We start from the raw sequence: 24737 nt of genomic DNA, 5'->3' as shown, positions 1-24737 counted from the left end.
CACGGACAGAGCCACCGGAAGCCACCAGAATCGGCCCATCATCGCCGCCATGGCGAACGGTCGACGGCTGGGCTATGAGGGGCAGCCAGATTCGCCCTTACCTGTCCGTTACCGGAGCTACCCATGTCCGACCATAATCCCGGCTTGCGTCCCTGGCGCGACATCGTCCGCCGGAAAAGCCGTCAGATCATGGTGGGATCGGTGCCGGTCGGCGGCGATGCGCCGATCACCGTGCAGACCATGACCAACACGCTGACCAGCGACGCGAAAGCGACGATCGACCAGATCCGCCGGTGCGAGGAAGCGGGGGCGGATATCGTGCGTGTCTCCTGCCCCGACGAGGAATCGACGGCGGCGCTGCGCGAGATTGTGCGTGCGTCGCGGGTGCCCATCGTGGCCGACATCCATTTCCATTATAAGCGCGCGCTGGAAGCCGCCGATGCCGGTGCCGCCTGCCTGCGCATCAACCCCGGCAACATCGGTTCGTCCGCCCGCGTCAAGGAAGTGGTCGATGCCGCGAAAGCCAACGGCTGCTCGATCCGCATCGGCGTCAATGCGGGGTCGCTGGAGCGTGACCTGCTCGAAAAATATGGCGAGCCTTGCCCGGATGCGCTGGTCGAAAGCGCGCTCGACCATATCAAGCTTCTCCAGGACCAGGATTTCCACGAATATAAGGTGGCGGTAAAGGCGTCGGACGCCTTCCTCGCCGTCGCCGCCTACAGCCAGTTGGCGGATGCGGTGGATTGTCCCCTGCACCTTGGCATTACCGAGGCGGGCGGGCTGCGTGGCGGCACGGTGAAGAGCGCCATCGGCATCGGCAATCTGTTGTGGGCCGGCATCGGCGACACGATCCGCGTCTCCCTCTCCGCCGAGCCGGAAGAAGAAGTGCGCGTCGGTTATGAAATCCTGAAATCCCTTGGCCTGCGCACACGCGGTGTTCGCGTCGTCTCCTGCCCGTCCTGCGCGCGGCAGGGTTTCGACGTGATCCGCACGGTGGAGGCGCTGGAGGACCGGCTCCAGCATATCCGCACCCCGCTGTCCCTTTCCGTCCTCGGCTGCGTCGTCAACGGGCCGGGCGAGGCGCGCGAGACGGACATTGGCGTCACCGGGGGCGGCAATGGCAAGCATATGATCTATCTGTCGGGCGTGACCGATCATACGGTGGAGAGCGAGACGATGCTCGACCATATCGTCAGCCTGGTCGAGGCCAAGGCCGCCGAGATGGAAGCCGCCGCCGCGATCGAAGCGGCGACCACCGACGCGGGACAGGCCAGCGTCGCGGCGGAGTGATTACATGCGGACTGCAGCGGCCCCGTTGCTGGTCATGGCTGCAATCGGCGCCTGCACGGCAGGGCAGTCCGAGGAGCATGGCACCGCGCTTAAGCTGCCTTGCGGCCCGGATGGTGCGTTGGTTGGCGTGACAGTGAACGGCGTGCGGACGGACCGCGCGACCACGCAGGACGTCGATTCTTTCGTTCAAACCGCTCTGGGCGGGATACGGGAGCCTGTGCATGTCCAGGCCAGCGATGCGACGCCTTATCGCTGCATCGGCGCGGCCCTCTTTACGATGCAGTATGTGGGCATCAGCAAGGTTGGCATGGTGGCGCCTCGACTTGAACGGAATGGTCCATGACCGGCATCCAGCGTCGCGTTCTGCTGGCGAGTTTCGGTGGTGCCGGACTCGCTTTTGCGCTGGGGCGGGGATGGGCGAATCCTGCCAGCGGCGAAGGGCAATTCGCGGACAGCCTCGCGCGCCTTGAAAGCGGTTCCGGCGGTCGCCTTGGCGTCGCGTTTCTTGATGGCAAGACGGGTGTGTTGCTGGGCCATCGGCAGGACGCGCGTTTCACCCTATGCTCCACCTTCAAATTCTCGCTTGCCGCCGCTGTGCTGGCGCGGATCGACGCGGGGACGTTGCGCGGGTCGATGCCCGTCACCCTTTCCGAACGGGACATCGTCGGGCACAGCCCCGTCGTGCAGGCGGCGCTGCCGCAGGGGGCGCTCAGCATCGCGGCGCTGGCAGAGGCCGCGCAAGTGCAGAGCGACAATGCCGCCGCCAACCTCCTGCTGCGCCAGATCGGCGGGCCGGAGGCGCTGACCCGCTTCTGGCGCGCGCTGGGCGATGATGTGAGCTGGCTCGACCGTTATGAGCCGGACCTCAACACCAGTGAGGGCGATGACCAGCGCGACACCAGCACGCCCGCCGCGATGGCGCGCACCATGGCGGCGATCCTGACCGGGGATGTGCTGAAACCCGCTTCGCGCGACCGGCTCGTCGGCTGGATGGTGGCGACCAAGACGGGTGCAGCGCGGCTGCGCGCCGGACTGCCGCAGGGTTTCCGGGCGGGGGACAAGACCGGCACCTACGCCAGCGAGGATGGCCGCATCGTAAAGGTCAATGATATTGCCGCCTTCTGGCGCGCGGACGGGACGCCCTGCTTCCTCACGGCCTTTTACGAACCGCCATCGGGCATGGCGGTGACGGAGCGGGAGGCGGTGCTGGCGCGGGTCGGGGCCATCGCGGCGGCGCTATAGGCCGTCGTGGCCCCGAATCACCGTTTCGTGAAACGCGCCAGCCGTTCCGCATGGTCGGGCGCATTGCCGGGATAGCGATCCCGATCCTGCATCAGGGCCTGCGCCAGCGGCAGCCCCTCCCCCTCGCGCATCATCCGTTTCGCCGCGAAATTTGTGTGCCAGCTGTTGGCCAATATTTCCTGGGCCAGCCCGGCGACCAGCGCATCCAGTTCTCCCGTTGCCGCCAGCCCGTCGATCAGGCCCAGCCGCTGCGCTTCCGTCGCGTCGATGCTCCGGCCGGTCATCATCATCCGTTTCGCGGGCGCGGTCCCGATGCGCCGGGACAGGCGCTGCGCCATGCCCCATGCGCCGACCAGCCCCCATGCGCCATGGGTGTCGGCAAAGCGCGCGCTGGCATCCGCCATGATGACATCGCAGGCCAGCGCCAGTTCCAGCGCGCCGGTCAGGCAGACGCCATGCACCGCCGCGATCACCGGCTGCGGCAGGACGGCCAGCCTGTCGATCACGCCGGGTTTATAGGTGGGCGGCACCGGCGCCTTGCCCATCGCGTTCAGGTCAGCGCCCGCGCAAAAACCGCGCCCGGCCCCGCGCAGCACGACGCAGCCGATCCGGTCGGTCTCCGTCTCCAGCGCCGCCAGATGCGCCTCCAGAGCCTCGAAGGATTCGGTGTCCAGCGCGTTGAGCTTGTCGGGCCGATTGAGGGTCAGCGTGCACAGCCCACCGGCATCCTCCCGCAGGATGCGCTCGCCGGTCATGCCCCCGCCCGTGCGGCGTCCGCCATATCGGGCGTGGCGCAGGCGGCGACATATTCCGCGCGCAGCCGGGCGACCAGATCCTCCACCGCCGGAATATCCGCGATCAGGCCGATACCCTGCCCGCCGCTCCATATGTCGCGCCACGGCGTCTTGCCTTCGGGCAGATGGTCGGTGCTGCGCCCTTCCGGGATGAAGAGATTTTCGGGGTCGAGGCCGATGGTGCGCAACGACGCCTTCAGCCAGCTTGCGGGCAGGCCGTTGACGCCACGGGTGTAGGTGACATCGGTCACGCCCCCTTCGACCAGCATGGCCTTATAAGCGTCCGGCGCGGCGGCCTCCCGCGTCGCGATGAAGCGGGTGCCCATATAGGCGAGGTCCGCGCCCAATATCTCCGCCGCGCGGATCACCGCACCGCTGGACACCGCGCCGGCCATCACCACCGTCCCGTCGAACATCGCCCGCACCTGCGGTATGAAGGCGAGGTGGCTGATCGTGCCCGCATGGCCGCCGCCGCCCGCGCCGATGCACACGATGCCGTCCACGCCCGCCGCCGCTGCTTTTTCGGCAAAGCGGATAGTGGTGGCGTCATGGAAATGGAGCAGGCCATGATCCTGCACCAGCGGCGCATTGAGGGTCGGGTCGCCCACCGACGTCACGATGATCCGCACGCCAAAACGGCGGCAGGCGGCGAGATGGGCGCGAAACTCCTCCTGCGCGAAAGTGGGGGAGATATTCACCGCCAGCGGGCCGATCTTCGCGCCGGGATGGGCCTCCGCATGGCTCGCCAAGGCCGCCGTCACCGCCGTCAGCTGCGCCTCCAGCTCGGCCAGGTCGCGGCAATGGTTGCGCGTCAGCGACCCGATGATCCCCGCCTTGCAACAGGCGATGGCCAGATCGACGCCGCTGCACAGGAACATCGGCGCGGCAAAGGCGGGCAGGGTCAGCCGATCCCGTATGTCCTGAGCAAGTGCCATCTCTATCCTGTCTCCCTCTCGTCTTGCACGATGCCGGGCGGTTATCCCCGCCGGGTGCTGCCCCGTTTCTGGAGCGCACCCTCGACGATCACCTGCTCGAACCGTTCGCGCGCGTCGAGGTCGAGGACCAGTTCCATCACCCGGTCGATCATCGGGCCGATGGGCTGGGAATAGGTGGTGAGGTCGAAGGACGGCCAGGACGCATCCGGCATGTCGTCGAACCCGGCGATACCGATCTCGCGCCCGATCTCCAGGCCGAATTCATGGCGCGCCACCTCCATCGCCGCGATGGCCATGAAGTCGTTGGCGCAGAAAATGGCGTCGGGCCGGTCGGGCCGGTTCAGCAGGGCGCGCGCCGCCGCCATACCGCCTTCACGGGTCAGATAGCCCAGTTCGCGCATCGCTGGCTCCGCGCCCTGCTGCTCCAGCGCGCGGCGGAAGCCCTCCTCGCGCTCATTATTGGTGGGGGAATCGGTCGGCCCGCCCATATAGGCGATGCGGCGATAGCCCTGTTCGAGCAAATGGCGGCCGATCTCGCCCGCGCCCTTCTCGTTCGCGCCGGTGACGCTGGCCATGGGCAGATCCCACCGCGGTCGCCGGTTGAAGAAGATCAGCGGTATCCCTTCCCGGCTGCACTTCTCTGCCAGTTCGAAGGACAGGCTGGCCGACATCAGCACCAGCGCATCGACGCGATAGCGCAGCACGTCCTCGATCTGGAAATCGGCGTCATGCCCATGCTCGGCGGTGAAGACCAGGCTGTGCTTGCCCGCGCGGGTCAGGCGGGTGGACAGTTCCTCCAGCACCGGCAGGAAGAAGGGGTTCTGCGTATTGCCGATCACCACCCCGATCAGGTCCGACACGCCCTTGATGAGCGACCGGGCGAGCAGGTTGGGGCGATAGCCCAGCTCCGTCGCGGCCTCCATCACCTTTTCCCGCGTCGCCTTGGCGATGCTCGCGCCCGGCGTGAAGGCCCGGCTGACCGCGGCCTGCGACACGCCGGCCAGCCGCGCGACGTCATGCGCGGAGGGCGGGGAGGGACGGATACGTTTCAGCGAGCGATCCAATGCGGGTCTTGCCTTTCAGTCGAGTCGGTCGAGCCGGTACACGCGCCGTGCGGTGCCGGAAAAGAGTGCGGTCTTTTCGTCTTCCGACAGCGCGGATGCAATGCGTTTGAAGCTGTTCCAGATTGCGCCATAGCTGCCCGACGCCGCATCGGGCGGAAAATTGCTCTCGAACAGGGCGCGGGCGGGCGTGAAGGCGTCGAGGACAGGGGTGACGAGGGGCCGCCACCGCTCCGCCAATATCTCCGACGGGGCGCGTTCGGCACGGCTGCCGATGGGCGCGGTGCAGTCCATGCCCATGCCGCCGATCTTGACGCAGACATTGGGGCGACGGGCCAAGTCGCGGATCGCCGCGCGCCATTGCGCCATCGCCTCCGCCTCGCCTCCCGCTGGACCGGAAAGGTCGGGCGTGCCGACATGGTCGAGGATGATCGACAGGCCGGGCACGGCATCGGCCAGCGCCGCCACCTCCCCGATCTGTCCATGGAAACACCATAGGTCGAGGCTGAGGCCCAGCCGCTCCAGCCGCCGCGCTCCCGCGACGAAACCGGCCGAGAGCATCGTGCCCCTTCCCTCCGGCGCGCAGGGAAAGCCGAACATGCCCGCCGCGCGCCAGGCGGTGTGCGCCCGCACCCCGCGCAGGCGGCCACCGGCGGCGGCGGCCTGCGCCTCCAGCAGCGGCAGGACAGCCTCGCCCAGCGACAGGTTCGCGCCCGCGACGATGGCGCCCCCGATGCGGCAGGGACCATAGTCGCCGCTCGCGCTCATCGCCGCCATGCCGCGCAGGAACTCCACCTCGCCCAGTGGTTTCATCAGCTCCGGCCCATCGGCGCGATACATGGCCCCGCACTCCACCGCGACGGTCTGCACGATGGCATGGCCGCTGCGCGCGACCGTCTCCGCCATGTCGGGCAGCAAAAAGGTCTGCGGCGTCTGGAGCGATCCCGGCGCGGCCTTGATGTCCCACAGATGATGATGCGGATCGACGATGGGCCGATCGCGGTCGATCGCCGCTTCTTCCTCCACCCGTGCCGGACCTGTCGCCACAAGCCTCTCCTTTGCCCGTCTTGTGTGAATAGCCATGCAAGCATGCGTCAACAGCAAAGATGCAGGGTGCGGCATTTCGGCTGGCCTGCCTGATTCAGGGCTGCGGTTCGTCCTGTTTCTCGGCTATCCTGCACCGACAAGATCACGGTGGAGACGGTGTATGCAGACGCGCAAACTGGGATCGGGCGGGCTGGAGGTTTCGGCCATCGGGCTGGGCTGCATGGGGCTGAACTTCGCCTATGGCGACCGCCCGACGCGGGAACAGGGCATCGCCCTGCTCCGCGCCGCGGTCGACCGGGGCGTCACTTTCTTCGACACGGCCGAAGTCTATGGCCCCTACAGCAATGAGGAGATTGTCGGCGCGGCGCTCGCCCCGGTACGCGACCGGGTGGTGATCGCCACCAAATTCGGTTTCCGGATCGGACCGGACGGTCAGCAGACCGGCTTCGACAGCCGCCCCGCCCATATTCGCGCGGTGACGGAGGCGTCGCTCAGGCGGCTAGGCGTCGAGGTGATCGACCTCCTCTACCAGCATCGCGTCGATCCCGACGTGCCGATCGAGGATGTGGCGGGCACCGTCGCGGAGCTGATCGCGGAGGGCAAGGTAAAGCATTTCGGCCTGTCCGAGGCAGGGGAAGGCACCATTCGCCGTGCCCATGCGGTCCAGCCGGTCGCCGCATTGCAAAGCGAATATAGCCTGTGGACCCGCGACCCGGAGACGAATGGCACCCTGACCGCTTGCGCCGAACTGGGCATCGGTTTCGTGCCATACAGCCCCTTGGGCCGGGGTTTCCTGACCGGCGCGCTGGGCGCCGGCACGGGGTTTGAGAAAGGCGATTTTCGCAAGGCGCTGCCCCGCTTCACCCCGGAGGCGATGGCCGCGAACCAGTCGCTGGTCGACCTGATCGGCCACTATGCCGCCGCACGGGATGCGACCCCGGCGCAAATTGCCATCGCCTGGTTGCTGGCCCGCCATCCGTGGATCGTCCCCATCCCCGGCACGACGAAGCGGCACCGGCTGGAGGAGAATATCGGCGCGGTCAGCGTGACTCTGGGGGCGAAAGAACTGGCGGAAATGGACGCCGCGACCGCTGCCATAGAGGTGCAGGGCGGGCGCTACCCGGCTGCGTTGCAGGCGGTGGTGGGACGATAGGGAGCGGCGAGGTGCGGGGCGGCGAATGTCCATCCCGCTCGTCCTGAGCTTGCCGAAGGACCGTATTTTTTTTCGAACATGGCCTGGGAAGAAAAACGGCCATTGGGCTTTGCCCGCTCTTCGATCTCACCCGCTCAGGGCGAAGGGCCGGCGAGTTCCCCCTACAGTCAACAGCGGTCACGGCCTCACCGGGCCATGACCGCTATCGTACCGATCAGTCGCGCAGCAGCTCGTTGATTTCGGTCTTCGCGCGGGTCTGCTCGTCCACGCGCTTCACGATCACCGCGCAATAGAGGCTGGGACCGGGCGTGCCGTCGGGCAGCGGCTTGCCGGGCAGCGCGCCGGGGACGACGACCGAATAGGGCGGCACTTCGCCCATGAAGATCTCGCCCGTGTTGCGGTCCACGATCTTGGTCGACTTGCCGATATAGACGCCCATGGAGATGACCGCGCCCTTGCCGACGCGCACGCCCTCGACGATCTCCGACCGTGCGCCGATGAACGCGCCGTCCTCGATGATGACCGGGTCGGCCTGGAGCGGCTCCAGCACGCCGCCGATGCCGACGCCGCCGGACAGGTGGACATTCTTGCCGATCTGCGCGCAGCTGCCGACCGTTACCCAGGTGTCGACCATCGTGCCTTCATCGACGAACGCGCCGATGTTGACGAAGCTGGGCATCAGGATGACGCTCTTGGCGATGTACGCGCCGGAACGGGCAAAGGCGCCCGGTACCGCGCGGAAACCCGCCTCGCGGAATTTCGCCTCGTCCCAGCCTTCGAACTTCGTCGGCACCTTGTCGAACCAGCTGCTGCCGCCGGGCGCGCCCTGGACCAGCTTGTTGTCGTTCAGGCGGAAGGACAGCAGCACCGCCTTCTTGAGCCACTGGTTGATCTGCCACCCGTCGGAGGTCGGCTCGGCCACGCGGGCCTTGCCGGAATCGAGCAGGGCAAGCGCAGCATCGACCGCCTGGCGCACGTCGCCCTGGGTGGAGAAGGCAATATTGGCGCGGTCTTCCCACGCGGCGTCGATGGTGGCGATCAGTGACTGGGTCATGGCGAGGCGTCCCCTTACTCTTTGAACAGCGCCGTCAGGAACGGCGCGAGCGCGGGGGTTTCATAGTCGATAAAATCCCTGTGTGAACCCTCCGTGCCGATGTCGGCGCCCCATTCGGACCCGTTGTTCAGCCAGACGGTGGTCATGCCCAGCGCCTTTGCGGGCGCCAGGTTGCGCGCCATGTCCTCGAAAAAGGTCGCGCGCGTCGGATCGACGGCATAGGCGGCGCACAGTGTCGCATAGCCCGGCGGCTGCGGCTTGGGCACATAGGCGCAGGCGTGAATATCATGCACACATTCGAACAGGCCGGTCAGTTCCAGCCGCTCCAGCACCCGGCCCGCATAGTCCGCATCGCCATTGGTGTAGATCAGGCGGCGGCCCGGCAGCCGCTCGATCATGTCGCGCAGCACCGGATCGGGCGACAGCCGGTCCAGCGCGATGTCATGGACATGCGCCAGGAAATCGCACGGGTCGATGTCATGATGGTGCATCAGGCCGGACAGGGTGTTGCCATGGTCGCGGAACCAGCCCTTTTGCAGGACGCGGGCTTCCTCCAGCGGCAGGTTGAGCAGATGCGCGATATAGCCGGTCATCCGCACGTCCATCAGCGCGAACAGGTCAGCTTCCGGCGGGTAGAGCGTATTGTCGAGATCAAAGATCCAGCTTTCGACATGGGCCAGCGTCGATAGGGTGGGAAAGGGGGCGCGCGAAGTGGAAGATTTGTCCATTACGTCACCATAGCGGGAAGCGGGAACGGGGTATATCGGCTCCTCTTTGAAAGGCCCCATCGCTCCTGCACAAAAAATCCCAACCGCTTTGGTGGTAATTACTCAAGCTCAACGATCCTTTAACCCAAACTTCCTATAGTCACGCCAGCCATGGTCGACGGAGGAAGACGTGGAGAATAAGAGCAGGCGCAGTGCGAACCGCAAGACAGCCGAGGAAGCGATCCGCTTCCTGGACACCAACATGCTCGATTCCACGCCCTCCAACTATCGCTTCGCCTATCTGTATGTGACCGGGGTCGACAGCGGCCTGCGCAAGGCGGTCAACGCCATCATCAGCGACGGCGTGCGCCTGTCGCAGCAGGATATCGACGATCTGTCCGGCGCCAGTACGACCGGCGCGGCGGCGGCCATGCCCTCGCTGGCGGAGGATCAGGCGGCGCAGTTGCGGCATCAGGCGCTGGCCTTTGGCGAACTGGCGGCGGCCACGCTGCGCGATACGGGCGCGTTCAACCGCGACTTGACGCAGGGGGTGGAGGCGATCGGGTCCGGCGCCGACCTGCTCACCATCATGCAGGCCATGATCGTCAAGACGGCGGAGGTCGAGCGCAAGCTGGCCGAGACGACGCGCGAGACGGAGCGGCTGCGTTTCGATCTGGAGGCCGCGCGCGACGACGCGACGCGCGACGCACTCACCAACCTGCCCAATCGCCGCGCCGTGGACCGGGAAATGCAGACCCTTATCGCGCAGGGCACCCGCATCACCATCGCCTTTTGCGACGTAGACCATTTCAAGCTGGTCAACGACCGCTTCGGCCATGCGGTCGGCGACCGCGTGCTGAAGGCGGTGGCGGAGACGTTGCAGGATATCTTGCGACCCCACACGGTGGCGCGCTTCGGGGGCGAGGAATTTGTCGCCATCCTGACCGACGTGGATGTGGATCAGGCGTTCGCGCTGGTCGAGAAAGCGCGCGAGGCGGTCTCCGAGCGCAATTTCCGCGTTCGCGACACGGACGAGATGATCGGACAGGTGACATTTTCCGCCGGCATCGCGACCACGACTTGCGACCCCAGCGAGGCGCTGCGGGAGGCGGACCATTCGCTTTATGAAGCGAAGAACAGCGGGCGCAACCGCACCATCTGCAAGGGCGGGATGCGCGAGGCGGCGTGAAAGTTGCCACCCTGGCCTGATCCCGTGGGCCTGATCGCCAAGCCCCGATTCATGGTCAGCCTGTATCGACGGTCCGGCTTTATGGACGGTGCCTATCCACCGATCCCATTGAAAATCGGCATGCTTGCAGGGCTATGACAGTTTCGCTCCGAACGAGGCGAGGGGAAAGCGTTTCAGCGCAATCCTCCAACCGGTGGCGGTGCCCCGATGCCCGCCAATCGACGGACCGCAACCATTCCCGGCATCGCAACGGCGACCCCCTCCCCCGCCATGATGCGGGAAAGAGGGCCATCGCGTCATTCCGCCGCCAGCGCCTCTTCCACGGCGGGAAGGCGGATCAGATGGTCGAAGGCTGAAAGCGCGGCGGTCGATCCCTGCCCCATGGCGATGACGATCTGCTTGTATGGTACGGTGGTGCAGTCGCCCGCCGCGAACACGCCGTCGATCGTCGTGTGGCCGCGATGGTCGATCTCGATCTCGCCCCGGTTGCTCAGGCCGATGCTGTCCTTGAGCCATTCGGTGTTGGGGACGAGGCCGATCTGGACGAAAATGCCCTCCAGCTCGATCAGGTGCGACTGGTCGCTGTTGCGATCCTTGTAGGTCAGGCCGATCACCTTCTCGCCATCGCCATGCACTTCGGTCGTCAGCGCGGAGGTGATGACCGTCGTGTTGGGCAGGCTCGCCAGTTTCCGCTGCAACACCGCATCGGCGCGCAACTGGCTGTCGAACTCGACCAGCGTGACGTGGCTCGCCAGACCGGCCAGGTCGATCGCCGCCTCGACGCCCGAATTGCCGCCGCCGATTACCGCGACCCGCTTGCCCTTGTAGAGGGGGCCGTCGCAATGCGGGCAATAGGCCACGCCGCGATTGCGATATTCATCCTCGCCCGGCACGTTCATCTGCCGCCAGCGCGCGCCGGTGGACAGGATCACGGTCTTCGCCTTCAGCGACGCCCCGCTCTCCAGCTTCACCTCGGTCAGGCCGTTTGGCCCCTTCGCGGGGATCAACTGCACCGCCTTCTGGAGGTTGATGATGTCCACGTCATAGTCCTTGACGTGCTGTTCCAGATGCGCGGCCAGCTTCGGCCCCTCCGTATGGGAGACAGAGATGAAATTCTCGATCGCCATGGTGTCGAGCACCTGCCCGCCGAAACGCTCCGCGACGACGCCGGTGCGGATGCCCTTGCGCGCGGCATAGATGGCCGCCGCCGCCCCGGCGGGACCGCCGCCGACGACAAGGACGTCGAACGCCTCCTTCGCCGCGATCTTCTCCGCCGCTTTCGCCACCGATCCGGTGTCCAGCTTCGCGAGGATCTGCTCCAGCTCCATGCGGCCCTGCCCAAAGCTCTCGCCGTTCAGATAGACGGACGGCACCGCCATCACCTTGCGGCTTTCCACCTCCTCCTTGAAGAAGGCGCCGTCGATCGCCGTCGCCTTGATGCGTGGGTTGAGCACGCTCATCAGAGTCAGCGCCTGCACCACGTCGGGGCAGTTCTGGCACGAGAGGGAGAAATAGACTTCGAAATCGAAATCGCCGTCCAGCGCCTTGACCTGTTCGATCACGTCGTCGCTGAACTTCGGCGGATGGCCGCCGGTCCACAGCAGCGCGAGGACGAGGCTGGTGAATTCATGGCCCAGCGGGATGCCGGCAAAGCGGATGCCTGTCGTCTCCCCCGCCCGGCTGATGCGGAACGACGGCTTGCGAGCGTCCCCTTCATCGGCGGCGAGGGACACAAGGTCGCTCATGCCCGCAATCTCTTCCAGCAACTGGCGCAATTCTGCGGCCTTGGCGCTGGTGTCGAGCGAGGGAACCAGCTCGATGGGGTGCCGGATATTGGCCATATAGGCCTGCAACTGGCTCTTGATCGTGGCATCGAGCATGGCGGAACTCCTTTGAATAAGGTGGTCGGGGTGCCGGTCCCGGAGCCAGCGAAGGCTCCGGGACCGGCGGATAGTCAGGGCTTAGATCTTGCCCACGAGGTCGAGCGACGGGGCGAGCGTGGCTTCACCCTCTTCCCACTTGGCGGGGCACACTTCACCCGGATGGCTGACCCAGTACTGGAGAGCCTTGATCTTGCGGAGCAGCTCGGCGGCGTTGCGGCCGACGCCTTCCGGGGTGATCTCGACCAGCTGGATCGTGCCTTCGGGATCGACGACGAACGTGCCACGGTCGGCCAGGCCGACGCCTTCACGCAGCACGTCGAAATTCTTCGTGATGGTGTGGTTCTGGTCGCCGACGAGGTAATAGTTCACCTTGCCGATGGCGGGCGAGCTGTCGTGCCAGGCCTTGTGGCTGAAATGGGTGTCGGTGGACACGCCATAGACTTCGACGCCCAGGCCCTGGAGCGTAGGATAGATGTCGGCCAGGTCTTCCAGCTCGGTCGGGCAGACGAAGGTGAAGTCCGCCGGATAGAAGAAGAACACGGCCCACTTGCCGATCACGTCGGACTCGGTCAGGTCCACGAACTTGCCTTCCTTGAAGGCGGTCGCGCTGAAGGGCAGGATCTTGGTGCTGATAACGGACATACACATTCCTTCGGTTGTCATGACGGGAGCCTCTCTAGCCGCCGCCCGGTAAAAAGCGAAAACGATAAGTTTGCTCGCTATAATCGGTTTAGTCGATTGTCAGCGGGGGTGCATGCAAGGCGCCACCGACGTTTCTGGCGCGCGCATATGTCAGGGCGATGGCAGTGGCGGGGGAGGGTTTGAGGACGGACCCTGTCCTTCCGTCAACGCCATTCCCGCCGCCGTCCGCCTGTGCCACACTCCGGCAAAAGGACAGGAGAGAGGCATGCGGTATTCGGGGAAGGTCGCCATCGTGACCGGCGGTGGTGCGGGCGGCATCGGCGCGGGGATCGCGACCGGGCTGGCGAAGGCGGGGCTGAAGGTCGTGGTCGCGGATGTCAGCGCGGAAAAGGGCCGCGCGACAGCCGACAGCCTGACCGCCGCCGGGCATGACGCGGTCTTCCTGCCCGTGGACATCGCCTCTCCCGATTCGGCGGAGGCGCTGGCGACGGCCGCCATCGACCGATTCGGGCGTATCGACTATCTGGTCAACAACGCCGCCCTGTTCGGCGGCATGGCGCGGGGCGGGCTGCTCAGCATGGACTGGGACGTGCTGATGCACCATTTCCAGATCAACCTGTTCGGCGGGCTGATCGTCACGCGCGCGGTCGCGCCGCATATCGAAAAGGTGGGCGGCGGCGCCATCGTCTGCACCAGCAGCACCGCCGCATGGCTGGGCGGCGGTCATTATGGCGTGGCCAAGGCGGGGGTGAACGCGCTGGTCCTGTCACTGGCGCGCGAACTGGGACCGAAGAATATCCGCATCAACGCCATCGCGCCGGGCATGACGGACACCGCCGCGATGCAGGAACAGGTGCCGCCGCAATGGCAGGACAGCCGGTTGCAGGATCTGGCGATCAAGCGGCTGGGCACGCCGCAGGATCATGCGGAGGCGGTGAAGTTCCTGCTCTCCGACGGTGCGGCCTTCATCACCGGACAAATTATCGCGGTCGACGGCGGGAGTGTTTACGCCCGGCTGTAACGGGGCGGGGTGGGCGCGCGGCGGTTTCCGCCCCGGCGCGCCCGCCCCATTCCCTTTACCCGCGATAGGTCGTGACCAGCTCCAGCATGCGGATCGCCGCCTTGGCCGCTTCGCCGCCCTTGTCCTTGCGGGTGGAGTCGGCGCGTTCCAGCGCCTGCGCCTCATTCTCCACGGTCAATATGCCATTGCCGATGGCGATGCCGTCCATGCTCAGCGCCATCAGGCCGCGTGCGCTCTCGTTCGAGACGACCTCGAAATGATAGGTCTCGCCGCGGATCACCACGCCGATGCCGACAAAGCCGTCATAGCGGCCGCTCTCCGCCGCGATGGCGATCGCGCCGGGCACTTCCAGCGCGCCGGGCACGGTCAGCACGTCATATTTATGCCCCGCCTCGTCGAACGCGGCCTGTGCGCCCGCGATCAGCATGTCGTTGAGATGGTCGTAGAAGCGCGCCTCGACGATCAGGAACTTGGCCATGGTATGTCTCTCTGTCTCAGAGGGTAATCGGCTGGTGCCCGACCACGGCAAGGTCATAGCCGTCAAGGGCAATCAGGCTCTGGTTGCTGTTGGACAGCAGGACCATGTCATGCACGCCCAGTTCCGCCAATATCTGCGCGCCGACGCCATAGTCGCGCAATTCCTCCAGCGGCGGGTTCTTGCCCGCGCGCATTTCCTCGCGGATTTCGAAGGATCGGGCCAGCTTGCCGGCGGGATGGTTGAGGATGACGACCACGCCATTGCCCGCCTCGCCGACGATCTCCATCGCGCGGTGCAACATGCCGGTCCGCGCGCTGTCCTCGCCCAAAATGTCGGCAAAGACGGATACGGTGTGCATGCGGACCAGCGTGGGGCTGTCGGGGTCGATCCGGCCCTTGACCAGCGCCAGCGTCTCGTCGCCCGTCGCCCGGTTAAAGAAGGTGATGGCCGTCCAGTCGCCGCCGAACTGGCTGGTGAAGCGGGCTTCGGCCCGCTTCTCGATCAGATGGTCATGCTTGCGGCGATAGGCGATCAGGTCGCGGATCGTGCCGATCTTCAGCTTATGCTTCTGCGCAAAGGGGATCAGGTCGTCGAGGCGCGCCATCGTGCCGTCGTCCTTCATGATCTCGCAGATCACGCCGGACGGGTTCAGGCCGGCCAGCCGCGCCACGTCCACCGCGGCCTCCGTATGGCCGGTGCGGACCAGCACGCCGCCGTCCTTGGCGATCAGCGGGAAGACGTGGCCGGGCGTGACGATGTCGGCCTTGCCCTTGGAGGCGTCGATGGCGACCGACACGGTGCGCGCGCGGTCGGCGGCACTGATCCCGGTGGTCACGCCTTCGCGCGCCTCGATGGAAACGGTGAAGGCGGTTTCGTGCCGGGTGCCATTGTTGCGGCTCATCAGGCCGAGGTCGAGCTGCTCCACCCGTTCGCGGGTCAGCGTCAGGCAGATCAGGCCGCGCCCGTGCGTCGCCATGAAGTTGATCGCATCCGGCGTCGCCATCTGGGCGGGGATGACCAGGTCGCCCTCATTCTCCCGGTCCTCGTCATCGACCAGGATGAACATGCGGCCGTTGCGGGCCTCGTTGATGATCTCTTCCGGGCTGGCGAGCGCGGTGCCGCCCTCGCGCTTGAGCAGATAGGTTTCCAGCTTCGCCAGCGTGTCGGCGGTGGGGTTCCAGTCGACTTCGCCCAGACGGCGCAGGCTGTTGGCGTGGAGGCCGGCGGCGCGCGCCAGGCCGGACCGGGACATGCCGCCATCGGTGACGAGGGTGCGCAGATTTTCGATAAGTGCCGTGGACATGACTTTTTCTTCCTTTGGCGCCATAATCACACTGCAATGTGATTATGCAAGAAAGAAATCACATGTCAGCGCGTGCTCCCGGCATAGGCCTGCATACGCGCCAAATAGCGGGCGAGCGTGTCGATCTCCAGATTCACCTTGCGACCGGCGGCCAGCGTGCCCAGCGTCGTCACGTTCCAGGTGTGCGGGATGATGTTGACGGAAAAATGGGTCACTGTCGTCCCGTCTGCCCCGATCGCATCCTTCACATCGTTGACGGTGAGCGACACGCCGTCGATGGTGATGCTGCCCTTGGGCGCGATCAGCGGGGCGAGCGCGGGCGGCACTTCGAATCCGATGCGGTGCGAATCGCCCTCGGCGCAGACGCCCAGCACGGTGCCGATGCCATCGACATGGCCGGTGACGATATGGCCGCCCAGTTCGTCGCCGACCTTCAGCGCCCGTTCCAGATTGACCTTGCCCCCGACACGCCACAGGTCGGGCGCGGTGCAGGCGATGCTTTCCGCCGAAATATCGACGGTGAAGCTGTCGGCGGTCTTGGACACCACCGTCAGGCAGGCGCCGGAACAGGCGATGGACGCGCCGATGGCGACGCCTTCCATCGCAAAGCCGCAGCCGATGGTGAGGCGCAGGTCGCCCCTTTGCTCCACGGAGCGGATGGTGCCGATGTCGGTGATGATGCCGGTGAACATGGCGACCGCTCTATCCGCGACCTTCGGCCACGTAAACCTCCACGCTGTCCACGCCCAGCGTGCGCCGGTCGTCCAGCCGCCAGCGGCCATGGGCGCGGGCCAGGTCGGTCAGGCCGATGTCGCCCAGCGCGGGGCGGCCGCCGCCGATCAGGATAGGCGCGCGATAGATCAGCAGCCGGTCCACCATGTCCGCCGCCAGAAAGGCGGACGCCGCCCCCGCGCCGCCCTCCACCAGCAGCCGGTCGCCGGGCAGGTCGAGCGCGGCGACGGCCTGCGGCGAATCGGCGTGGAGCCAACCTGCGGGCAGGCCCCGCGCGCTGCGGCTCAGCAACAAGGGGCGCGGCGCGCGGTCGGCCAGCCCCGCGATGCGCACGTCGAGGCGGGGGGCATCGGCCTCCAGCGTGCCGCGTCCCACCAATATGGCGTCGGCGCGGGCGCGCTCGACATGGGCATGGGCGCGCGCTTCCGGTCCGGTGATCCAGCGACTCGTGCCGTCCGCCATCGCGATGCAGCCGTCCAGCGACACGGCGATCTTGAGCGTCACATGTGGCCGGCCCAGCGCCGCGCGGGTGAAATAGCCCGCCATGGCCGCCCGCGCCGCGTCCCCCAGCAGGCCCGTCTCCACCCCGATCCCGGCGGCGCGCAGCATCGCCGCGCCCTGCCCGTTGGTGCGCGGATCGGGGTCGCCCGTTGCGATCACCACCCGCGCCAGCCCCGCCGCGATCAGCAGGTCGGCGCAGCGCGGCCCCCGTTCGGAAAGATGCGCGCACGGCTCCAGCGTCACATAGGCGGTCGCGCCCCGCGCCCGTTCGTCCGCCTGCGCCAGCGCCATCGCCTCCGCATGGGGGCGACCGCCCGGTTGGGTCCAGCCGCGCCCGACGACCTGCCCGTCCGCCACGATCACACAGCCGACATTGGGGTTGCGCTCGGTGCGCCCCGCGCCGCGCTGCGACAGCGCGATCGCCACGGCCATCGCCCGCGCGTCGTCGATCAGGGGAGCGTGTGGCAGAGGGGGCGTCATGCAGGGGCCGTCATGCCGGGGGTCAGGGGGGTCAGCGGTTCGCCGCCGGGGCGCCGGACGCGGCCTCCCGCTTCTTGGCGGCGGCGATGCGTTCGTCCAGGCTCTTGTTCACGGCGGCGATCACCGCTTCGCGCTGCGCCTTGTTGCGCGCCGCATCCTTGCGCCATTCAACGCCGAACGTGTCGGCCAGATTCTGATATTCGCGCTGCTTCTTGGTCAGCGCCTTTTCATACAGCGCCAGGTCGGCCTTCTGCCGCTCCAGGATCAGGCTGTCCTTGCGGTCCGCCATCCAGCTTTCGACATAGATGATCTGCGGCCCCGGCTTCAAGCTCAGCGAATCATGTTCGAACGCCCACATGATGACGCCGGTCAGCGCCATGGACAGCGCGAGCAGCGGCCATTTATGCGCCCGTGGCTCGACCAGGAAATCCTTGAGGTCGGTCAGGGCGCTCCTGGGCGAAACCGGGCGGGGAATGATGCGCATGGTCGTCAACATAAGGGGGCGGGCCACCAAATGCAAAGCGCCCCGCCGTCCTCGCCGCCCCCCGCCTCAGCCCGGATACCGCTCGAACTGCGGCAGGGCGGTCTGCGTCTCCATCCACCCGATGCGCTCCGCCACCTGGATATGGACCTGCGGGGGCAGGGCGTCGGGGTCGTCCAGCGTGGCCGATTGCACATCCACGATGCCGGGCAGGGCATCCTCGTTGCGAAAATACAGGCCGGTTCCGCAATCGGGGCAGAAACTGCGCAGGCTGGCGCCCGACGAGTTGATCGTCTTCGCTTCGCCCTGCGTCACCGCGAAATCCGCCTCCGCCCATGCGGCCCAGGCGACCATCGGCGCGCCCGCGCTCTTGCGGCAGTCCGCGCAATGGCACAGCGCCACATGCTTCGGCGCGCCACGCGCCCGATAGCGTACCGCCCCGCACTGGCATCCACCCACATGGTCCGTCATCGCGAATCTCCCTCTCTGAATCGGAACGTATAAGGAACATATCGCCACTGCAAGCCATGTTCCCTTGGCGGCCGATTCCCGCTAGAGGGCTGCGCCATGGCGAAAATCGAAACGCCCCGGCCGATCCGGGGAACGCAGGACATGTTGGGCGACACGGCGGATCGCTTCGCCCATGTGGTCGAAACCTTCGACCGGGTGCGCAAACTCTATGGGTTCCGGCGCATAGAGGTGCCGGTGTTCGAATCCACGGCGGTCTTTTCCCGCTCGCTGGGGGAGAGCACGGATGTCGTCTCCAAGGAGATGTATTCGTTCGACGATCGCGGCGGCGACAGCCTGACCCTGCGCCCGGAATTCACGGCGGGCATCGCGCGCGCCTATATTACCGAGGGCTGGCAGCAGTTCGCCCCGCTCAAGGTCGCGACCCACGGCCCGCTGTTCCGCTATGAGCGCCCGCAGAAGGGCCGCTATCGCCAGTTCCACCAGATCGACGCGGAGATTCTGGGCGCGTCGGAACCGCTGGCCGATGCCGAACTGCTGGTCTTCGCCGACCATCTGCTCAGGGAACTGGGCGTGAGCGAGGGCGTGACCCTCACCCTCAACACGCTGGGCGATGCGGCCAGCCGCGATGCCTGGCGCGCCGCGCTGGTCGCGCATTTCGAGGGGCATCGCGATGGCCTGTCGGAGGACAGCATCGACCGGCTGGCCCGCAACCCGCTGCGTATCCTCGACAGCAAGGATCCGCGCGATCAGGCGGTGGTCGCGACCGCGCCCGATATAGATGCCTATCTGACGGACGAGGCGCAGGCGTTCTTCGGCAAGGTCACGGACGGCCTCGCGGCTGCTGGCGTGGCGTGGACGCGCAACGCACGGCTGGTGCGCGGCCTCGACTATTATCGCCATACCGCGTTCGAGTTCGTCACCGACCGGCTGGGCGCGCAGGGCACTGTGCTGGGCGGCGGGCGCTATGACGGGCTGATCGAGAATATGGGTGGGCCGCACACGCCCGCCGTCGGCTGGGCGGCGGGGATCGAGCGGCTGGCGATGTTGCTGGATGCGCCGGCGCCATTTGCGCCAACCGTCATCATCGCGCTGGAGAATGACAGCCTATTGTCGTTCGGTCAGAAGGCGCTGGCGGCTTTGCGAGGTGCAGGCATTTCGGCGGAGATGATTGCCACAGGTTCACCGCGCAAACGGTATGACAAGGCGGTCAAGGTGCCTGCCAAGGTTCTGGTCTCGATCACGCTGGCCGATGACAAGCCCGTGGCGAATCTCCGGTCTTCGGAAGATGTGCCTGAACATGCTCAGGTTCGGGCCGTGCTCGAAACGCTGGGATAATGACCACCATCTCCCCCGACCGCATCGCGCAAATCCTTGCGCGGCGGGACGAGGTGCAGGCGGCGATGGCGCGGCCCGACCTTGAACCCGCCGAGTTCGTGCGCCTGTCCAAGGATTATGCGGAGTTGGAGCCGGTTGCTCGCGCCGCCAGCGATGTGGAGGGCCTGCGCCGCGAGGCTGCCGATCTGGAGGCGATGCTTGCCGACCCGGAGATGAAGGCGATGGCGGAGGAGGAACTGGCCACTATCCGCGACCGCCTGCCCGATGCGGAGCGGGCGCTGGCCCTCTCGCTGTTGCCCCGCGATTCCGCCGATGCGCGTCCGGCCATGCTGGAAATCCGGGCGGGGACCGGCGGGGACGAGGCGGCGCTGTTCGCGGGCGACCTGCTGCGCATGTACCAGAAATATGCGGAGACTCAGGGCTGGCGGGTGGAGATCGTGTCGGCCAGCGCGTCGGAAGTCGGTGGCTTCAAGGAAGTGATCGCCTCGATCAACGGCGCGGGCGTGTTTGCCCGGCTGAAGTTCGAAAGCGGCGTGCACCGCGTCCAGCGCGTCCCCGCGACGGAGAGCGGCGGGCGCATCCACACCAGCGCCGCGACCGTCGCCGTGCTGCCGGAGGCGGAGGAGGTCGACATCGCCATCAACGAGGCGACGGACCTGCGCATCGACGTCTATCGCTCCTCCGGGTCGGGCGGGCAGCATGTGAACACGACCGATTCCGCGGTGCGCATCACCCATTTGCCGACCGGCCTTGTCGTGACGCAGCAGGACGAGAAATCGCAGCATAAGAACAAGGCAAAAGCGATGAAGGTGCTGCGGACCCGCCTGTATGAGCAGGAACGGGACCGTCTGGCCGCGACGCAGGCGGGCGCGCGCAAGGCGATGGTCGGCTCCGGCGACCGATCGGAACGCATCCGTACCTATAATTTCCCGCAGGGTCGCGTGACCGACCACCGCATCAACCTGACCCTGCACCGCCTGCCGGAGATATTGGAGGGTTCAGGCCTGGACGAGGTGATCGCGGCCCTGCTGGCGGAGGACGAGGCCGCCCGCCTCGCCCAGTTGGATGCGGTGGGATAGTCGTTTTGGTTGTAAAACCTGTAATGACCTTGTCCGACTGGCTCCGCGATTCCGCCCTGCGGTTGGCCCCGGTCAGCGATACCGCGCGGCTGGATGCCGAACTGCTGGCGGCCTTCGCGCTCGGCCTCTCCCGCCCGGATATGTTGTTGCGCCTGCGCGACCTGACCGTGCCGGACGGGGCCGATGCGCTGATCGCCCGCCGCCTGCGCCTTGAGCCTGTCGCGCATATCGTCGGCACCCGCGATTTCTGGACGATCTGTCTGGCGGTGACGCCCGACGTGCTGATTCCCCGCCCGGACAGCGAGACGCTGATCGAGGCGGCGGTCGCGCATTTCGCGGGGACGGCCGGGCCGCGCCGGATTCTCGATCTGGGTACCGGATCGGGCGCGCTGTTGCTGGCGGCGCTGGACCAATGGCCGGATGCGACCGGCCTCGGCATCGACATTAGCCCGCGCGCCCTTTCTGTGGCGGCAGGCAATGCGCGGGCGCTGGGCATGGCCGACCGCGTTCGCTTTCGGCAGGGTGACTGGGCCGGGGGGCTGGACGAACGGTTCGACCTGCTGCTGTGCAACCCCCCCTATATCGCTACAGGCACGCGGCTGTCCCCGGAAGTGGTGGATCATGAACCCTATGGCGCGTTGTTCGCTGGGCATGACGGGCTGGATGATTATCGCCGTCTGGCCCCGGTGGTTCATGCGCTGTTGGCTCCCGGCGGCGTGGCGCTATTCGAGATCGGGCACGAACAAGGGGAGACGGCTACGCGCTTGTTTGCGGATGCGAACTTTGCCCCCGTCGTCCTCCCAGATCTGGCAGGGCGTGACCGCTGTATCCGGCTGCTGGCGGGTGAAGGGGGAGGCGGGCTTTCGTCCTGACGCTTTTTTAGGGTGTCAATGTTATTTCACTTGGTTTGATGGCCAGGAAAGGCTATTTGGCGGGCATGGACCGCGCGGCCCATGGGTCTTGGCGATGGTGTAATCCTGTTGGGATTGATCCGCTGGCTACTCATCTGGGCAAAACGCGAACCGCTCCCACAGTCATGACGGTGCCGATGTCCGGGCGCCGTTGGTGCGCAGGATCGCGGAGGCCCTTACTTCCGCTGACCAGGGCGCCGCGTGCAGTGCGGCAAGATCGAGCGAGCGCAGGAAATTGATTGCACACGCCTACATGAAGGACCGAAGGACTTGATCAATAACCGTCAGGCCGGTCGCCGTCGCGGCCGGAATAATAACAACAACAATGGTGGCCCGCGCCAGAATGGTGGTGGCAATCGTGGCAACGGTGACTCCGGCAACCGGATCGACAATCGCGCGCGTGGCAATGCGGCGCAGCTTCTCGAAAAGTATCGGAACATGGCCCGCGACGCGCAGTTGGCGGGCGACCGGGTGAACATGGAATATTATCTCCAGTTTGCGGACCATTATTTCCGCGTGCTGGCCGACAATCGTGCTCGCCAGGAAGAGCAACAGGGTGGTCAGCAGGGGCAACGGTTCCAGCGGTTCGATGCCAGTGAGCAGGACGAGGAATTCGGCAGCGACGACGACGGTCTGGGCGATCTGCCTGAGATTGGCGGTCGCCAGCGTGATGATTTCCGTCGCGAAAATCCTCGTGATGCCAATCGCGACGATAATCGGAATGAGGATGTCCGCCGCGACGACAATCGTCGTGAAGAGGCGCGGGGTAATCGTGACGACAATCGCGGAAATCGTGAGGATAGCCGTAACAATCGCGATGACAATCGTGGCAATCGGGATGAGACTCGCGTCCCGCGCGAAGGTCGCCGTCCGGCGCGCGAGCGTGCTCCTGTCCAGCAGGACGATGTCCGCGCCGAAACTGCTCCGCAGGACGTGCGGGTGGAGCGGGCCGTGCCTGCACCGTCGTTCGCCGATCCTGCCAATGATGAAGGTCGGGAAGAGCCTCGTCCCCGCGTTGCTCGCGGTCGCAAGCCGCGCCGTGAGGTGGAAGCGAGCGAGACGCAGGAAGTGGGTCTCGACGCCGCCGTGCTTCCGCCCGCTATCGGACGTCCGGCTCCCGTCGCGGATGCTGGGGATGATGTAGAGCCGGCAGCTCCTGTACGCCGCACTCGCCGCCCGCGCGCCACGCCGGCACAGGCTGCCGAATAGATAGCCCATCCTTATGGGCGACAGGAAGACGGCATCGGCTCCTTTGGGCCGGTGCCGTTCTTTTTGGGGCTTAACGGTATGAAGGCCGGAGTCAGTCCGTTTCGGGGGGGAGCGGGCGAGGGCGCGCCTGTTCGTCGATGGCGACGAAGGTGAAGATAGCACTGGTCAGCGGGATGGGGTGATTTACCCCGGCGCGTTCGGCCATAACCTCGATATTGATAGCGACAGACGTGCGCCCGCGCCGCGCCACCGTCGCATAGAGGGAAACAAGGTCGCGCACCAATATCGGCGCGATGAATTTCATCGTCTCGATTGCGACCGTAGCGACAGGCCCGTCTGCGATCCGCCCGGCGAGGATGCCGCCCGCTATGTCCATCTGTGACAGAACCCAGCCGCCGAAGATATGTCCGTTGCTATTAATGTCGGATGGCATCGGGACGACGCGCAATATGGGATCGCGCGGAAATAATGTGTCAGTCATCGAGGGAATGTGCTCCTTCTGCGAAATCCATGACATCTTTATCGTGCCCGGTTCCGTTGGATAGGAACATCAGGCCCATCAGCGCCGCCGCCATCAACAGGGTGAGGTAGATGCCCCCAAAACTGAACGCCGCAAAAATCCATGGTAATTCGTCGCTGCCATACCAGATCAGCCCAACACCTGCGCCTGCAATGCTGAGCGATGCCAGGTTCATATAAAAGAGGATGGTGCGGAATCGGCGCCACGCGAATTGTGCCGCCTGTGGATCGGAAAGGCCCTGATGCTGTTCCATGAAGCGGAGGTAGGTGTGATGGGTCGCACGATCAACAGGCTTTGACGCTGGATCGCTTCAGGCGCATAGTATCGTGCCGGAACAGGCGGAAAACCGCGTTTCGATGCCCTGCCTATAACGCCGGGCCGCAATGACCAATGGAGGGAGACACGCGATGACGGTTTCAATGTTCCTCAACGATGCCCGCGGACCCGTAACCCATGTGCTGGTGACGGATAGTGTGGCGGAAGTCATCGCACTCCTGGCCGAGCGGCGGATCGGTTGCGTTCCTGTTGTCGATACGGACGATAATCGGGCGGTGGTCGGCATCTTTTCCGAGCGCGATGTCATCTATGGCCTGTCGATGCGCGGCGCATCCATGCTGGATCTCCCTGTGGGTGAGGTGATGACCAGTCCGGCAGAAACCATTGACAAGGATACGCCAATTCTCTCGGCCCTGTCGCTCATGACTCGACGCCGTATCCGTCATCTGCCGATCGTCGAGGAGGGGCAGATGGTGGGCTTCATCAGCATAGGCGATCTGGTGAAATCCCGTATCGACAGAATCGAGCAGGAGGCGGAGGCCATGCGGGAATATATCCAGAGCGCGTAAGCGCGCTCTGGTTCGCGAACAGCGGTCAAGGCCGAATTCTGACGCCGCTGGAGTCTCGATTCGAATCAAATTTGGCGGATTCGTGCGAAATTCGCGATTGATTCTCTCCCTTCGTCCTACGCTTGCTCATCCGGGTGTGGATTGTGTCAGTTTTTTGATCTCACAAAAGTCCCATGGCATCGGGCTTTTGTGAGGATCGGTGAAAAAGACTGACACAAAAATGCAAAAACTGTTTGACGGTCCGGGTCCCCCCGCCTAGAGGGGTTTCACCGCAGCGGTGCAGCGGCCTTCGGGTCGCCGGTTCTGCTACGGTCGCCAACATCGACGGACTAAGGTCCCCCCGGTAGAGATAGCGGGAGGGCTGGTTGTCCGCC

General features: G+C 65.9%; 27 protein-coding genes. 11 read left to right on the top strand and 16 right to left on the bottom strand.

Annotation, left to right across the window (positions count from 1 at the left end; genetic code table 11):
• Positions 1 to 123 precede the first annotated feature (123 nt).
• Genes ispG through bla form a run of 3 tightly spaced genes read left to right on the top strand, consistent with a single transcriptional unit; the run spans position 124 to position 2532 of the window.
• Positions 124 to 1290, top strand: a complete 1167-nt coding sequence (gene ispG, locus LWE61_RS00135; protein WP_234147645.1) for a flavodoxin-dependent (E)-4-hydroxy-3-methylbut-2-enyl-diphosphate synthase — start codon at positions 124 to 126, stop codon at positions 1288 to 1290.
• A gap of 4 nt (positions 1291 to 1294) precedes the next feature.
• Positions 1295 to 1633, top strand: a complete 339-nt coding sequence (locus LWE61_RS00130) for a hypothetical protein (RefSeq protein ID WP_234147644.1) — start codon at positions 1295 to 1297, stop codon at positions 1631 to 1633.
• Positions 1630 to 2532, top strand: coding sequence for a class A beta-lactamase (gene bla / locus LWE61_RS00125; RefSeq protein WP_234147643.1), 903 nt, complete (start codon positions 1630 to 1632; stop codon positions 2530 to 2532). The genes LWE61_RS00130 and bla overlap by 4 nt, the downstream gene beginning before the upstream one ends.
• A 17-nt stretch (positions 2533 to 2549) precedes the next feature.
• Here the strand turns inward: bla and LWE61_RS00120 are convergent, their stop codons facing one another.
• From LWE61_RS00120 to LWE61_RS00105, 4 genes are read right to left on the bottom strand one after another with little or no spacing between them, the layout of a single operon-like run.
• Positions 2550 to 3287: an enoyl-CoA hydratase/isomerase family protein gene (locus tag LWE61_RS00120; RefSeq protein WP_234147642.1), complete on the bottom strand. Its 738-nt coding sequence runs from the start codon at positions 3285 to 3287 to the stop codon at positions 2550 to 2552.
• Positions 3284 to 4261: an NAD(P)H-dependent flavin oxidoreductase gene (locus LWE61_RS00115; protein WP_234147641.1), complete on the bottom strand. Its 978-nt coding sequence runs from the start codon at positions 4259 to 4261 to the stop codon at positions 3284 to 3286. The genes LWE61_RS00120 and LWE61_RS00115 overlap by 4 nt, the downstream gene beginning before the upstream one ends.
• Positions 4262 to 4302: 41 nt before the next feature.
• On the bottom strand, positions 4303 to 5325 hold the full coding sequence (locus LWE61_RS00110) for a LacI family DNA-binding transcriptional regulator (RefSeq protein ID WP_234147640.1): 1023 nt from the start codon (positions 5323 to 5325) through the stop codon (positions 4303 to 4305).
• Positions 5326 to 5340: 15 nt separating this feature from the next.
• Entirely contained in the window at positions 5341 to 6369 is a 1029-nt protein-coding gene (locus LWE61_RS00105; RefSeq protein ID WP_234147639.1) for an amidohydrolase family protein, read from the bottom strand.
• A 160-nt stretch (positions 6370 to 6529) separates the two neighbouring features.
• Between LWE61_RS00105 and LWE61_RS00100 the strand changes: the two genes are divergently transcribed.
• Positions 6530 to 7522 (top strand): aldo/keto reductase, encoded by a 993-nt coding sequence (locus LWE61_RS00100; RefSeq protein WP_234147638.1) that lies wholly within the window; start codon positions 6530 to 6532, stop codon positions 7520 to 7522.
• A 214-nt stretch (positions 7523 to 7736) separates the two neighbouring features.
• Here LWE61_RS00100 and dapD read toward each other — a convergent pair whose 3' ends face one another.
• Both dapD and LWE61_RS00090 read right to left on the bottom strand, forming a co-directional pair.
• Positions 7737 to 8576, bottom strand: a complete 840-nt coding sequence (dapD, locus tag LWE61_RS00095; RefSeq protein WP_234147636.1) for a 2,3,4,5-tetrahydropyridine-2,6-dicarboxylate N-succinyltransferase — start codon at positions 8574 to 8576, stop codon at positions 7737 to 7739.
• 14 nt (positions 8577 to 8590) lie between these two features.
• Complete coding sequence (locus tag LWE61_RS00090) at positions 8591 to 9304, bottom strand: pyrimidine 5'-nucleotidase (protein ID WP_234147634.1); 714 nt, start codon at positions 9302 to 9304, stop codon at positions 8591 to 8593.
• 169 nt (positions 9305 to 9473) lie between these two features.
• Here LWE61_RS00090 and LWE61_RS20715 point away from each other — a divergent pair, with 169 nt between their 5' ends.
• Positions 9474 to 10472, top strand: coding sequence for a GGDEF domain-containing protein (locus LWE61_RS20715; RefSeq protein WP_234147633.1), 999 nt, complete (start codon positions 9474 to 9476; stop codon positions 10470 to 10472).
• A 296-nt stretch (positions 10473 to 10768) separates the two neighbouring features.
• Here LWE61_RS20715 and ahpF read toward each other — a convergent pair whose 3' ends face one another.
• Together ahpF and ahpC are read right to left on the bottom strand one after the other, a co-directional pair.
• Entirely contained in the window at positions 10769 to 12352 is a 1584-nt protein-coding gene (gene ahpF / locus LWE61_RS00080) for an alkyl hydroperoxide reductase subunit F (RefSeq protein ID WP_234147631.1), read from the bottom strand.
• Positions 12353 to 12433: 81 nt separating this feature from the next.
• Positions 12434 to 12997, bottom strand: coding sequence for an alkyl hydroperoxide reductase subunit C (gene ahpC / locus LWE61_RS00075; protein WP_234147629.1), 564 nt, complete (start codon positions 12995 to 12997; stop codon positions 12434 to 12436).
• Between the two features lie 265 nt (positions 12998 to 13262).
• Here ahpC and LWE61_RS00070 point away from each other — a divergent pair, with 265 nt between their 5' ends.
• Positions 13263 to 14018 (top strand): SDR family oxidoreductase, encoded by a 756-nt coding sequence (locus LWE61_RS00070; protein ID WP_234147628.1) that lies wholly within the window; start codon positions 13263 to 13265, stop codon positions 14016 to 14018.
• 55 nt (positions 14019 to 14073) lie between these two features.
• Here LWE61_RS00070 and ribH read toward each other — a convergent pair whose 3' ends face one another.
• From ribH to LWE61_RS00040, 6 genes are all read right to left on the bottom strand, one after another.
• Positions 14074 to 14496 (bottom strand): 6,7-dimethyl-8-ribityllumazine synthase, encoded by a 423-nt coding sequence (gene ribH, locus LWE61_RS00065; RefSeq protein WP_234147626.1) that lies wholly within the window; start codon positions 14494 to 14496, stop codon positions 14074 to 14076.
• A 16-nt stretch (positions 14497 to 14512) separates the two neighbouring features.
• On the bottom strand, positions 14513 to 15799 hold the full coding sequence (gene ribB / locus LWE61_RS00060) for a 3,4-dihydroxy-2-butanone-4-phosphate synthase (protein ID WP_234147625.1): 1287 nt from the start codon (positions 15797 to 15799) through the stop codon (positions 14513 to 14515).
• Between the two features lie 65 nt (positions 15800 to 15864).
• On the bottom strand, positions 15865 to 16491 hold the full coding sequence (locus LWE61_RS00055) for a riboflavin synthase (protein ID WP_234147623.1): 627 nt from the start codon (positions 16489 to 16491) through the stop codon (positions 15865 to 15867).
• Positions 16492 to 16501: 10 nt separating this feature from the next.
• Positions 16502 to 17464, bottom strand: coding sequence for a bifunctional diaminohydroxyphosphoribosylaminopyrimidine deaminase/5-amino-6-(5-phosphoribosylamino)uracil reductase RibD (gene ribD / locus LWE61_RS00050; protein WP_234148558.1), 963 nt, complete (start codon positions 17462 to 17464; stop codon positions 16502 to 16504).
• Positions 17465 to 17543: 79 nt separating this feature from the next.
• A complete protein-coding gene (locus LWE61_RS00045) occupies positions 17544 to 17996 on the bottom strand; it encodes a hypothetical protein (protein ID WP_234147621.1) in 453 nt (150 codons plus the stop codon).
• A 66-nt stretch (positions 17997 to 18062) separates the two neighbouring features.
• Positions 18063 to 18464 carry a GFA family protein gene (locus LWE61_RS00040; RefSeq protein ID WP_234147619.1) on the bottom strand — a complete coding sequence of 134 codons (402 nt, stop codon included), beginning with the start codon at positions 18462 to 18464 and terminating at the stop codon, positions 18063 to 18065.
• A 96-nt stretch (positions 18465 to 18560) separates the two neighbouring features.
• Here LWE61_RS00040 and hisS point away from each other — a divergent pair, with 96 nt between their 5' ends.
• The 4 genes from hisS (at position 18561) to LWE61_RS00020 (ending at position 22998) form a co-directional block, all read left to right on the top strand.
• Complete coding sequence (gene hisS, locus LWE61_RS00035; RefSeq protein WP_234147617.1) at positions 18561 to 19799, top strand: histidine--tRNA ligase; 1239 nt, start codon at positions 18561 to 18563, stop codon at positions 19797 to 19799.
• Entirely contained in the window at positions 19799 to 20878 is a 1080-nt protein-coding gene (gene prfA / locus LWE61_RS00030; protein WP_234147616.1) for a peptide chain release factor 1, read from the top strand. Before hisS ends, prfA begins: the two co-directional genes overlap by 1 nt.
• Positions 20879 to 20901: 23 nt before the next feature.
• A complete protein-coding gene (gene prmC, locus LWE61_RS00025) occupies positions 20902 to 21750 on the top strand; it encodes a peptide chain release factor N(5)-glutamine methyltransferase (protein ID WP_234147614.1) in 849 nt (282 codons plus the stop codon).
• Between the two features lie 240 nt (positions 21751 to 21990).
• Positions 21991 to 22998, top strand: a complete 1008-nt coding sequence (locus tag LWE61_RS00020) for a DUF4167 domain-containing protein (protein ID WP_407696168.1) — start codon at positions 21991 to 21993, stop codon at positions 22996 to 22998.
• Between the two features lie 91 nt (positions 22999 to 23089).
• Here the strand turns inward: LWE61_RS00020 and LWE61_RS00015 are convergent, their stop codons facing one another.
• Both LWE61_RS00015 and LWE61_RS00010 read right to left on the bottom strand, forming a co-directional pair.
• Entirely contained in the window at positions 23090 to 23479 is a 390-nt protein-coding gene (locus LWE61_RS00015) for an acyl-CoA thioesterase (RefSeq protein WP_234147612.1), read from the bottom strand.
• Positions 23472 to 23771 carry a hypothetical protein gene (locus LWE61_RS00010; protein ID WP_234147610.1) on the bottom strand — a complete coding sequence of 100 codons (300 nt, stop codon included), beginning with the start codon at positions 23769 to 23771 and terminating at the stop codon, positions 23472 to 23474. The genes LWE61_RS00015 and LWE61_RS00010 overlap by 8 nt, the downstream gene beginning before the upstream one ends.
• Positions 23772 to 23925: 154 nt before the next feature.
• Between LWE61_RS00010 and LWE61_RS00005 the strand changes: the two genes are divergently transcribed.
• Positions 23926 to 24363 (top strand): CBS domain-containing protein, encoded by a 438-nt coding sequence (locus LWE61_RS00005; RefSeq protein ID WP_234147609.1) that lies wholly within the window; start codon positions 23926 to 23928, stop codon positions 24361 to 24363.
• The last annotated feature ends 374 nt before the right edge of the window (positions 24364 to 24737 follow it).

Source organism: Sphingobium sufflavum, from assembly GCF_021403115.1.
In the GTDB taxonomy this organism is placed as follows: domain Bacteria; phylum Pseudomonadota; class Alphaproteobacteria; order Sphingomonadales; family Sphingomonadaceae; genus Sphingobium; species Sphingobium sufflavum.
This window is presented reverse-complemented; position numbering and strand designations above follow the sequence as displayed.

Bases quoted from the DNA above. Each gene is read 5' to 3' on its own strand.
- LWE61_RS00090 (WP_234147634.1), bottom strand. From the start codon at position 9,304: ATGGACAAATCTTCCACTTCGCGCGCCCCCTTTCCCACCCTATCGACG.
- LWE61_RS00010 (WP_234147610.1), bottom strand. From the start codon at position 23,771: ATGGAACAGCATCAGGGCCTTTCCGATCCACAGGCGGCACAATTCGCG.
- ribD (WP_234148558.1), bottom strand. From the start codon at position 17,464: ATGGCCGTGGCGATCGCGCTGTCGCAGCGCGGCGCGGGGCGCACCGAG.
- LWE61_RS00115 (WP_234147641.1), bottom strand. From the start codon at position 4,261: ATGGCACTTGCTCAGGACATACGGGATCGGCTGACCCTGCCCGCCTTT.
- LWE61_RS00055 (WP_234147623.1), bottom strand. From the start codon at position 16,491: ATGTTCACCGGCATCATCACCGACATCGGCACCATCCGCTCCGTGGAG.
- dapD (WP_234147636.1), bottom strand. From the start codon at position 8,576: ATGACCCAGTCACTGATCGCCACCATCGACGCCGCGTGGGAAGACCGC.
- ribB (WP_234147625.1), bottom strand. From the start codon at position 15,799: ATGTCCACGGCACTTATCGAAAATCTGCGCACCCTCGTCACCGATGGC.
- ribH (WP_234147626.1), bottom strand. From the start codon at position 14,496: ATGGCCAAGTTCCTGATCGTCGAGGCGCGCTTCTACGACCATCTCAAC.
- prmC (WP_234147614.1), top strand. From the start codon at position 20,902: ATGACCTTGTCCGACTGGCTCCGCGATTCCGCCCTGCGGTTGGCCCCG.
- ahpC (WP_234147629.1), bottom strand. From the start codon at position 12,997: ATGTCCGTTATCAGCACCAAGATCCTGCCCTTCAGCGCGACCGCCTTC.
- LWE61_RS00070 (WP_234147628.1), top strand. From the start codon at position 13,263: ATGCGGTATTCGGGGAAGGTCGCCATCGTGACCGGCGGTGGTGCGGGC.
- prfA (WP_234147616.1), top strand. From the start codon at position 19,799: ATGACCACCATCTCCCCCGACCGCATCGCGCAAATCCTTGCGCGGCGG.
- LWE61_RS00120 (WP_234147642.1), bottom strand. From the start codon at position 3,287: ATGACCGGCGAGCGCATCCTGCGGGAGGATGCCGGTGGGCTGTGCACG.
- ispG (WP_234147645.1), top strand. From the start codon at position 124: ATGTCCGACCATAATCCCGGCTTGCGTCCCTGGCGCGACATCGTCCGC.
- LWE61_RS00045 (WP_234147621.1), bottom strand. From the start codon at position 17,996: ATGCGCATCATTCCCCGCCCGGTTTCGCCCAGGAGCGCCCTGACCGAC.
- LWE61_RS00130 (WP_234147644.1), top strand. From the start codon at position 1,295: ATGCGGACTGCAGCGGCCCCGTTGCTGGTCATGGCTGCAATCGGCGCC.
- bla (WP_234147643.1), top strand. From the start codon at position 1,630: ATGACCGGCATCCAGCGTCGCGTTCTGCTGGCGAGTTTCGGTGGTGCC.
- LWE61_RS00100 (WP_234147638.1), top strand. From the start codon at position 6,530: ATGCAGACGCGCAAACTGGGATCGGGCGGGCTGGAGGTTTCGGCCATC.
- ahpF (WP_234147631.1), bottom strand. From the start codon at position 12,352: ATGCTCGATGCCACGATCAAGAGCCAGTTGCAGGCCTATATGGCCAAT.
- LWE61_RS00040 (WP_234147619.1), bottom strand. From the start codon at position 18,464: ATGACGGACCATGTGGGTGGATGCCAGTGCGGGGCGGTACGCTATCGG.
- hisS (WP_234147617.1), top strand. From the start codon at position 18,561: ATGGCGAAAATCGAAACGCCCCGGCCGATCCGGGGAACGCAGGACATG.
- LWE61_RS00005 (WP_234147609.1), top strand. From the start codon at position 23,926: ATGACGGTTTCAATGTTCCTCAACGATGCCCGCGGACCCGTAACCCAT.
- LWE61_RS00015 (WP_234147612.1), bottom strand. From the start codon at position 23,479: ATGACTGACACATTATTTCCGCGCGATCCCATATTGCGCGTCGTCCCG.